Origin of the sequence: Streptomonospora halophila, from assembly GCF_039542725.1 — a bacterium.
GTDB lineage: Bacteria > Actinomycetota > Actinomycetes > Streptosporangiales > Streptosporangiaceae > Streptomonospora > Streptomonospora halophila.
In genome coordinates this window covers 22065-31115 of the sequence record NZ_BAABIK010000041.1, presented here as the reverse complement: position 1 = coordinate 31115, position 9051 = coordinate 22065, and the positions used below count along the sequence as shown (strand labels likewise).

Genomic DNA, 9051 nt, shown 5'->3' with positions numbered 1-9051 from the left:
GGAGGCGTCGGCGCGGCCCGGCGCACCGGCTCCCGCGCTCGCGCGGTCGGGCCAGGCGCTATCGTGGGGCGGGCCGCGACCCGCCGCGGGCGCACTCCCCGCGCGCCCCCTCCGCGCCGCCGCGCACAGCGCCCCGGCCTCGCGACCTTCCCCCGCCGTACCGCCGTCCCGCCGTGTCCGCCCCCGGAAGGTCCGCATGCCGCCTCGCCGCCTGTCCGCGCTGCTGGGAACCGCCGTACTGGCTCTGGTCCCCGCTATGTCCGGGTGCAGCCCGGACTCCGCTTCCTCCGGCGCCCCGTCCGCCTCCCCCTCCTCGGCCGCGTCCGAATCCGACGCGGCGGCCGAGAAGGCCCTCGAGCGCCTTGCCGGGATGTCGGTGGAGGAGAAGATCGGCCAGCTGATGGTGCTGCTCGCCGAGGGCACCACCGCCGAGGAGAGCACCGACCTGGTCTCGACCTACAACCCCGGCGGCCTGATCTACTTCCCCGAGAACCTGTCCGGGGCCCGCCAGATCGCCCGCATGTCCAACGGGCTGCAGCGGACCGCCGCCGAGAGCGGCGCCGGGGTCCCGCTGTTCCTCGGCATCGACCAGGAGCAGGGCATGGTGTCCCGGCTGCCGGTGGGCACGCGCTTCCCCGACGCGATGGCGGTGGGCGCCACCCGCGACACCGCCCACGCCGAGGCGCTGGCGGCGGCCACCGCCGAGGAGCTGACGGCGCTGGGCATCAACCTCGACTACGCGCCGGTGGCCGACACCAATACGAACCCGGACAACCCCGTCATCGGCATCCGCTCCTTCGGTTCCGACCCCGGCCTGGTCGCCGAGATGGCCACGGCCGAGGCCGCGGCTTTCAGCGAGGGCGGCGTGGTGCCGGTCGTCAAGCACTTCCCCGGCCACGGCGACACCGACGTCGACAGCCACACCGGGCTGCCCGTCATCGACAAGCCGCGCACGGAGTGGGAGAAGGAGGACCTTCCGCCGTTCCGCGCCGCGGTCGAGGCCGACGTCGACGCGATCATGACGGCCCACGTGCTGATGCCCGCGCTCGACGACTCCGGCGAGCCCTCGACGCTCTCGCCCGACGTCATCGGCGGCGTCCTGCGCGACGAGTTCGGCTACGACGGCATCGTCACCACCGACGCGCTGAACATGGAGGGCGTCCGCCAGACCCACTCCGACGGCGAGGTCGCGGTGCGCGCCGTCCTCGCCGGAGCCGACCAGCTGCTGATGCCGCCCGACCCGCAGGCGGCCTTCGAGGCGCTGCGGGGCGCTGTGCGCAAGGGGCGCATCAGTACCGAGCGCCTGGACCGGTCGGTCCTGCGCATCCTCACCGCCAAGGCCGAACGGGGCCTCTTCGGCGCCGAACCCGCCGACGCCGCCGACGCTCGGGCGGCGATCGGCACGAAGGAGCACCGCGCCGCCGCGCGCGCCCTCGCCGAGGACTCGGCGACCCTGCTGCGCAACGAGGACGGCGTCCTGCCGCTGGCGCAGGGGGCCACGGTGAGCGTCACCGGCTCGGGCGCCGAGGAGATCGGCGCGGGCCTGGAGGAGCTGGGCTACACGGTCACCGCCGATCCCGGCTCGGCCGACGCCGCGGTCGTCGGAACGCTCAGCGCGCGCGGCGACGCCGAGCAGCTGTCGCTCGTCTCGGCCGCCCGGGAGTCGGGCACCCCCGTGGTGGTCGTCGCGCAGGGCACCCCCTACGACATCGCCGACCTGGGCGCGGTCGACGGCTATCTGGCCACCTACTCGGCGGTGGACGCCTCCCGTGCGGCGGCCGCCCGCGTCCTCGCCGGCGAGGTCTCGCCGTCGGGCAGGCTGCCGGTGGGCGTTCCGGGGACCGACCTGGGCTTCGGCGACGGGCTGTCCTACTGAACGGGCTGTCCCACTGAGACGTGCCGGGGGCGAACCCGCCCCCGGCGGCTCCGGCGCCGGGAGCGGGCCTTACGCCCGCCGCCTGGTCTCCTGGCGGGCGAGGGAGCGCAGGTGCACCTCGTCGGGGCCGTCGAAGATCCGCATGGCCCGCGCGTGGGCGTACATCTCGGCCAGCGGGAAGTCGTCGCTGACCCCGGCGCCGCCGTGCACCTGGATCGCGCGGTCCAGGACCTCGACCGCCGCCCGCGGCGCCGCGACCTTGATCGCCGAGATCTCGGTGCGCGCCTCCTTCGTGCCGCGGTGGTCGATCAGCCAGGCCGTCTTGAGCACCAGCAGCCGCGCCTGCTCGATGGCCAGCCGCGACTCCGCGATCTGCTGCTGGACCACCCCCTGGGCGGCCAGCGGCTTGCCGAAGGCCTCCCGCTGCTCGGCGCGGCGCACCAGCAGCTCCAGCGCCCGCTCGGCCATGCCGATCGCCCGCATGCAGTGGTGGACGCGCCCCGGGCCCAGCCGGGCCTGGGCGATCGCGAAGCCCTCCCCCTCGCCCGCCACCAGGTTGCCGGCAGGCACCCGCACGTCGGTGAACCGCAGCTCGCAGTGGCCCTCCTGGTCCTGGTAGCCGAAGACGGGCAGCGCCCGCACGATCTCCAAACCGGGGGTCTCGCGGGGGACCAGGATCATCGACTGCTGCCGGTGCGCGGGGGCGTCGGGATCGGTCTTGCCCATGACGATGAAGACCTCGCAGCGCGGGTCCGCCGCACCGCTGATCCACCACTTGCGCCCGTTGATCACGTACCCCCCGCCCTCCCCGCCTTCGCGGACGATCGAGGTGGCGATGTTCGCGGCGTCGGAGGAGGCCACGTCGGGCTCGGTCATGGCGAACGCCGAGCGGATGCGCCCGTCCAGCAGCGGCTCCAGCCACCGCTCGCGCTGCTCGGCGGTGCCGAACATGTGCAGCACCTCCATGTTGCCCGTGTCCGGCGCGGAGCAGTTCAGCGCCTGGGGCGCCAGGACCGGCGAGCGGCCGGTCAGCTCGGCCAGCGGCGCGTAGTCGGTGACGCTCAGGCCGCCCACGTCCGGCAGGAACAGGTTCCACAGTCCGCGGCGGCGGGCCTCGGCCTTCAAGTCCTCCACGACCGGCGGCAGGTCGTGGCTGTCCCGCCCGGCCTCGGCGCGCTGGCGGCGGTAGACGGGTTCGGCCGGATAGACGTGCCCGTCCATGAACGACTGCAGCTCGGCTAGGCGGTCGCGGGCGGTGGCGCTGAGATCGAAGTCCATGACCGCAGTATGTCATCAAACCGACTGGTCGGTACCGGGTGGGCGACGGTCCGTCAACACCCCTGCGCCCCCGGCCCGGTCCGCGGCGAGGGCCGGCGCGGGGATTGGCGGAGCCCCGGCCAGGGAAGAAACCGTCCCCCGGCGCGGTCGGCTACGGACCGCGCGGGACGAGGCGCCCGAGGCAGGGCGCACCACGAGGGACGGAGGGCGAGTATGACCACCGCGTGCCGTGCGATCATCACCGACTGGGGAGGGGTGCTCACCACCCCGTTGCGCGAGACCATCACCGCCTGGCTGGCCGACGACGGCATCGACGACGCCCGCTACCGCGACGTCATGCGCTCCTGGGTCCAGGGCGCGTACGCCGGAGGAGCCGTCGACGGCAACCCCATCCACGCCCTGGAGCGCGGCGAGCTCGCGACCGCCGAGTTCGAGCGCATCCTCGCCGCCGAGCTGCGGCTGGCCGACGGCGGCCCCGTGCCCGCCGCGGGCCTGATCAAGAGGATGTTCTCCGGTTTCCACCCCGTCGAGGAGATGTACGCGGCACTGCGCCAGGCCCGCGACCAGAGTGTGCGCACCTGCCTGCTGTCCAACTCCTGGGGCAACGGCTATCCCCGCGACCGCTTCGGCGACGCCTTCGACGCCGTCGTCATCTCCGGCGAGGTGGGCATGCGCAAGCCCGAGGAGGCCATCTTCCGGCACGCGGTCGAGCTGGTGGGACTGTCGCCGCAGGAGTGCGTGTTCATCGACGACATCGAGCACAACGTGCACGCGGCGGTCGATCTGGGCATGGTCGGCATCCTGCACAGCGACCCCGCCGAGACGCGGGAGCGGTTGGCCGAGACCTGCGGCATCGAGCTCGACCCCATGCCGTTCTGAGTAGCCGCACCGGGGGAGCCGGCGGCCCGGGCCGCCGGCTCCCCCGGCTTCGAGCGGTCTCCGCCGCCCGGTGGGGGCGCTGCGTGCCGCGCACGCGAAGGCCTCTGGCACACTTTCGGTGGCACTCCCGGCTGCCGCCGCACCCTGCACCGACCACGTGAAACGACCCGCGGGACGACGATGCGCATCTACCTGCCCAGCACCTTTCCCGGCCTGGCCGAGGCCCTCGACTCCGGCGGCCTCGGTGAACCGCCGCTGACCGCCTTCGCCGTCACCGAGCGCCTGGCGGGCCCGCATGGGGCGCAGGACGACGAGGAGCTGGAGTACGAGGCGCTGAGCGGCGCCGCCGAGGCGTCCCTGCGGCTGCTGGCGGCCGACCCCTCGGCGCCGCGCCGGCGCGCCGTCCTCGCCGTCGAGGCCCCCGACGCCGCAGTCGGGCCGCCCGGCGACCGCGCAGGGCACCCGGCCGCGGTCGCCGTCATCGGCACGCTTCCGCTCAAGCGCGTGGCCGCCGTGCACGTCGACGCCCCCGCCGCCGAGGACGCCGTCGCCGCGGCCGCGGACGGCGCCGCTCCCGGCGGCGAGGGCGGCCCGCTGGAGGAGCACGAGCTGCTCTGGTACGCCACGCAGGAGCTGCCCTACCTGCTCGGCCGCAGCTGAGCGGCGTACAGCGCCGGACGATTAGCGCCCCCTCCCCAGCGGGTATGGACCGTCCCGCGGCGCCCGCCGCCGGGGCGCTCACCCCGCGCCCACCCGGCTCCGGGCTCCGCCGCCGTACCGCACCAGGGAGGCAGCGCGATGGATGCCGTGACCGACGTTCCCGTCCCCGTCAACGAGCCGAACCTGGCCTACGCCCCCGGGAGCGGCGAGCGGGTCGAGCTCGAAGCGGAGATCGCGCGCCAGTCGGCCGAGGAGACCGAGCTCCACCAGGTCATCGGCGATGAGCGCGGCCTCGGCGCGGGCGAGCCGATCCCGGCGCTCAAGCCGCACGGCCACGCCCACGTCCTGGGGCGGATGGGCAACGCCACGCCCGGCGAGGTGCAGCGGGCGATCGACGCCGCCCGCGCCGCCGCGCCCGCCTGGCGGGCGATGTCCTTCGACGACCGCGCGGCCATCCTGCTGCGCGCCGCCGACCTGCTGGCGGGCCCCTACCGCGCCCAGGTCAACGCCGCCACCATGCTCGGCCAGTCCAAGTCCGTCTGGCAGGCCGAGATCGACGCCGCCTGCGAGCTGATCGACTTCTGGCGGTTCAACGTCCACTTCGCCCGGAGCCTCTACGCCGAGCAGCCCATCTCCGTGCGCGGCGTGTGGAACCGCCAGGAGCTGCGGCCGCTGGAGGGGTTCGTCCTGGCGATCACGCCCTTCAACTTCACCGCCATCGCCGGCAACCTGCCCACCGCACCCGCGCTGATGGGCAACGTCGTGGTGTGGAAGCCCGCGCCGACCCAGACCTACTCCGCGCACTTCGTGATGCGCGTGCTGGAGGAGGCGGGGATGCCCCCCGGCGTGATCAACATGGTCACCGGCGACGGCCACGCGGTCTCCGAGACCGCGCTCACCCAGCCCGACCTGGCCGGAATCCACTTCACCGGCTCGGTCGCCACGTTCCAGCACCTGTGGCGGACCGCGGGCGAGCACATCGCCGAGTACCACTCCTACCCGCGCATCGTCGGCGAGACCGGCGGCAAGGACTTCGTCGTCGCCCACTCCTCGGCCGACCCCGACGTCCTGCGCACCGCGCTGATCCGCGGCGCCTTCGAGTACCAGGGCCAGAAGTGCTCGGCCGCCTCGCGCGCCTACATCCCGCGCAGCGTGTGGTCGCGGGTGCGCGGCAGCCTGCTCGACGAGGTCGGCCGGCTGACCGTGGGCGACGTCACCGGCGACGTGTCGACGTTCATGGGCGCCGTCATCGACGGCCGCTCCTTCGCCAAGAACTCCGCCGCGCTCAAGCGCGCCCGCGACACGGACTCGATCACCGTCCTGGCGGGCGGCGGCACCGACGACAGCGTCGGCTACTTCGTCGAACCGACGGTGCTGGAGTGCGACGACCCCGAGGACGAGGTGTTCCGCACCGAGTACTTCGGACCGATCCTCGCGGTGCACGTCTACGACGACTCCCGCTACGAGCAGGTCCTCGCCCAGATGGCCGACGTCGCACCCTACGCCCTGACGGGCGCCGTCATCGCCCGCGACCGCGCCGCCGTCGCCAAGGCCGACGCCGCGCTGCGGTTCTCCGCCGGCAACTTCTACATCAACGACAAGCCCACCGGGTCGATCGTGGGCCAGCAGCCCTTCGGCGGCGCCCGCGCCAGCGGCACCAACGACAAGGCCGGCTCGCGCTTCAACCTGGCCCGCTGGGCCAGCCCGCGCGCCATCAAGGAGACGTTCGACCCGCCCACCGACTGGCGCTACCCGCACATGGGCTGAGCCGGCCGCCGGGGCCCGCCGGCGCGGACGCGCGGCGGGTCAGGCCCGGGCGAGCAGCCGGCGCACGCTGCGCAGATCCTCCTGGGCGCGCTCGGCGGCCGAGGCGGCCTCGCCGCGCAGGCCGCGGTACTCGGCCGCACCCTCCTGCACCTTGTCGCGCAGCCGGCGGCGGGCGCTCTCCGTCGCGACGGCGGCATCGGCGGCGCCGCTGCGGCCCCGGTGGACGAACAGGCCGGCCGCGCCCAGCGCGGCCGCCGGCGCGACCCAGAGCCACGGCGCCGCACCGGAGACCGCGACGAGCACGGCCAGCACGACGGCGGCGCCGGCGGCGATGCCGGCGTAGACGTAGGGGCGCCGCTCGGGCGCGTACGACGCCTCCAGGGCGGCCTCGGCCTCCCGCAGCGAGGCGTCGTCGGCGCCTTCCGGGGTGACGCGCATCCGCCGCCCGTGGTAGGCGACCTCGGCGCTCGCGGGCAGCGGCTCGGCGGCGGTGCGGGCCAGGTCCTCGGCCGCCGACGCGACGACCGAGCCGTACACGCCGATCGCCAGCGCCCGCCGCGCGCGCGGGGCGAGCATGCTGGTCGCGTCGGCGCGCAGCAGTTCCAGGGTGTCCCCGGCCGGATCGGTCCATGCGGGGGCGGACTCGTCGGGCGATGCGGTCCCGCTGCTCTCGATGACCGCGCGCAGTTGGTTCGCCCGCGCCAGGTGCGGCGCCTCCTCCGAGGTCCCCTCGTCGACGAGCAGCCGCAGCGTCCGGGCCGACTCGTCGTCCAGCCGGGGCCGGTCCGTCCGCTCGCCGTCCTCGGCGCCCTCCCCGGCTGCGGCTCCGGCGTCCTGCCCCTGCTCCAGGGTCTCCTCCAGCCACGTGCGCAGCGCGGAGAGCCGCCCCGCCGCCTCCAGCTGCTCGCGGCCGGGTCGGCCCTCCAACGCCTTCGCGGGCGCGGACGGCCGCGGGGCGGACACCGCCGAGGTCCAGAACTCCGGGCCCGCCGCGGGGTCCTGCCCCTGCCCGGCACGGCGCGCCGCCTCCTGCGCCAGACCGGCCACCATCGCCCTGGCGTCGGCGCCCAGCACGCCGTCGGCCGCCGCCACCCACAGCGCCCTCTCGTAGCGCGAGACGCGCTCCGGCAGCTCCCGCAGGACCTTGGGCAGGATCCAGTCGGCCATCAGCGGCGCCTGGCCGGGGGCGGCCGCAGCGGTGCCCAGCAGCGCGAACGTGCCCGCGCGCAGCGCGTCGGCGCCCGCGGCCTCGGCCACCAGCGAGCGCGCCGCTCCCGCGTCGCCGCGCACGGCGGCGGCCAGGCCGCGCGAGGCCGGACACAGCCAGTAGCCCGCCGCCTGCTGGACGGTTCCGTCGTCGCCGGCGGCGGCGCCCTCCAGCAGGCGGTGGGCGCGGTAGCGGACCGCGGCGGGGCCGGGGAAGGCCGCCAGCAGTGCGCGCACGTCGCTGAGCTCCACGAACGCGTCGAAGGAGGTCGAGAGCCGGTCGAGCCGCTGCTCCAGGCTGCCGCGGATGCGGCGCATCTCCGAGTTGAGCCGGGCCTGCGTCCGCGAGATCTGCGCGTCGAGCGCGTTGATGGCGTCGTTCTGCCTGCGGTTGTGCGCGTCCGTCAGGAAGGCGTTGTCGGGGGGCAGGTCGTACACCATGGGGGCGGCCTCCGCAGGCGGGTCGTCGGGGTCTGGGGTGGACTACTGTGATTGGGACGCGGTTCCGGGGCCGGGCGTTCCCGCCTCGCCGCGGCCCCGCGCGGCGGCAGCGGGCCCGCGGACGGCGGCGGACGGGCGGTTCCGGCGCGGGGAACAACTGTGATGAAATGCCCGCACGTCCATTTCCTCTGAGGAGACTGTCATCAGCCGGCTGGTGTTGTGGAATATCGACCTCACGCTCGTCGATGTCGCCCAGGTGACCCGTGCGGCCTACGCCGAGGCGTTCGAGCGGGTCACCGGTGCGCCGCTGGTATATCTGGCCTCCACGGGCGGCCGCACCGACTCCGAGATCTTTTTCGAGTTCCTGGCGCGCAACGACGTGCGCCTGGAACCGGGCGAGGAACCCCTGTCCGACTTCGTCGACGCCCTGGGCGAGGCGTTCGCGCGCCGCCGCGACCAGCTCACGGCGCGCGGGCGGGCCATGCCCGGCGCCCAGGAGGCGGTGGCGGCCGTCGCCCGCCTGGAGGACACGGTGCAGACCGTCGTCACCGGCGCGATCATGGCCAACGCCGTGGCGAAGCTCTCGGCTTTCGGACTCGACGGCTATCTGGACCTCAGTATCGGCGGTTTCGGCTCGGAGCACTATCCGAAGGCGAGCCTCATCCAGTTCACCCGCATGCGCGCGGCGCAGGCCCACGGATTCGACTTTCCGGAGTCGGCCACCGTCTACATCACCGACTGCCCGCGCGACGTCGAGGCCGCCATCATCGGCCACGCCACTCCGATCGCGGTGGTCAGCGGGTCGGCCACCGAGTCCCAGCTGCGCGCCGCCGGCGCCAAGCACGTGCTGGAGGACCTCACCGACACCCTGCGGCTGGTCGGCGCGGTGCGCGAGGCCACCGGCGCCGCCACGGCCTGACGAGCCGGGCGGTGCCGCCTACCCC

The 9051-nt window shown here is 74.9% G+C and carries 7 protein-coding genes; 5 read left to right on the top strand and 2 right to left on the bottom strand.

Features of this window, described 5'->3' with window-relative positions; genetic code table 11:
• Positions 1 to 196 precede the first annotated feature (196 nt).
• Positions 197 to 1876 (top strand): glycoside hydrolase family 3 protein, encoded by a 1680-nt coding sequence (locus ABEA15_RS23445; RefSeq protein ID WP_345559097.1) that lies wholly within the window; start codon positions 197 to 199, stop codon positions 1874 to 1876.
• A gap of 69 nt (positions 1877 to 1945) precedes the next feature.
• On the opposite strand, the gene ABEA15_RS23440 is transcribed toward ABEA15_RS23445, so the two are convergent.
• Positions 1946 to 3154 (bottom strand): acyl-CoA dehydrogenase family protein, encoded by a 1209-nt coding sequence (locus tag ABEA15_RS23440; RefSeq protein WP_344141629.1) that lies wholly within the window; start codon positions 3152 to 3154, stop codon positions 1946 to 1948.
• 213 nt (positions 3155 to 3367) lie between these two features.
• Between ABEA15_RS23440 and ABEA15_RS23435 the strand changes: the two genes are divergently transcribed.
• From ABEA15_RS23435 to pruA, 3 genes are all read left to right on the top strand, one after another.
• Positions 3368 to 4033, top strand: a complete 666-nt coding sequence (locus ABEA15_RS23435) for an HAD family hydrolase (protein WP_345559095.1) — start codon at positions 3368 to 3370, stop codon at positions 4031 to 4033.
• Between the two features lie 180 nt (positions 4034 to 4213).
• Entirely contained in the window at positions 4214 to 4693 is a 480-nt protein-coding gene (locus ABEA15_RS23430) for a DUF6912 family protein (RefSeq protein ID WP_345559093.1), read from the top strand.
• A 138-nt stretch (positions 4694 to 4831) separates the two neighbouring features.
• Complete coding sequence (gene pruA / locus ABEA15_RS23425; protein WP_345559091.1) at positions 4832 to 6460, top strand: L-glutamate gamma-semialdehyde dehydrogenase; 1629 nt, start codon at positions 4832 to 4834, stop codon at positions 6458 to 6460.
• Positions 6461 to 6499: 39 nt separating this feature from the next.
• Here pruA and ABEA15_RS23420 read toward each other — a convergent pair whose 3' ends face one another.
• On the bottom strand, positions 6500 to 8107 hold the full coding sequence (locus ABEA15_RS23420; RefSeq protein WP_345559089.1) for an ATP-binding protein: 1608 nt from the start codon (positions 8105 to 8107) through the stop codon (positions 6500 to 6502).
• Between the two features lie 217 nt (positions 8108 to 8324).
• Here ABEA15_RS23420 and ABEA15_RS23415 point away from each other — a divergent pair, with 217 nt between their 5' ends.
• Positions 8325 to 9026 (top strand): HAD family hydrolase, encoded by a 702-nt coding sequence (locus tag ABEA15_RS23415; RefSeq protein WP_344141623.1) that lies wholly within the window; start codon positions 8325 to 8327, stop codon positions 9024 to 9026.
• Positions 9027 to 9051: the final 25 nt, after the last annotated feature.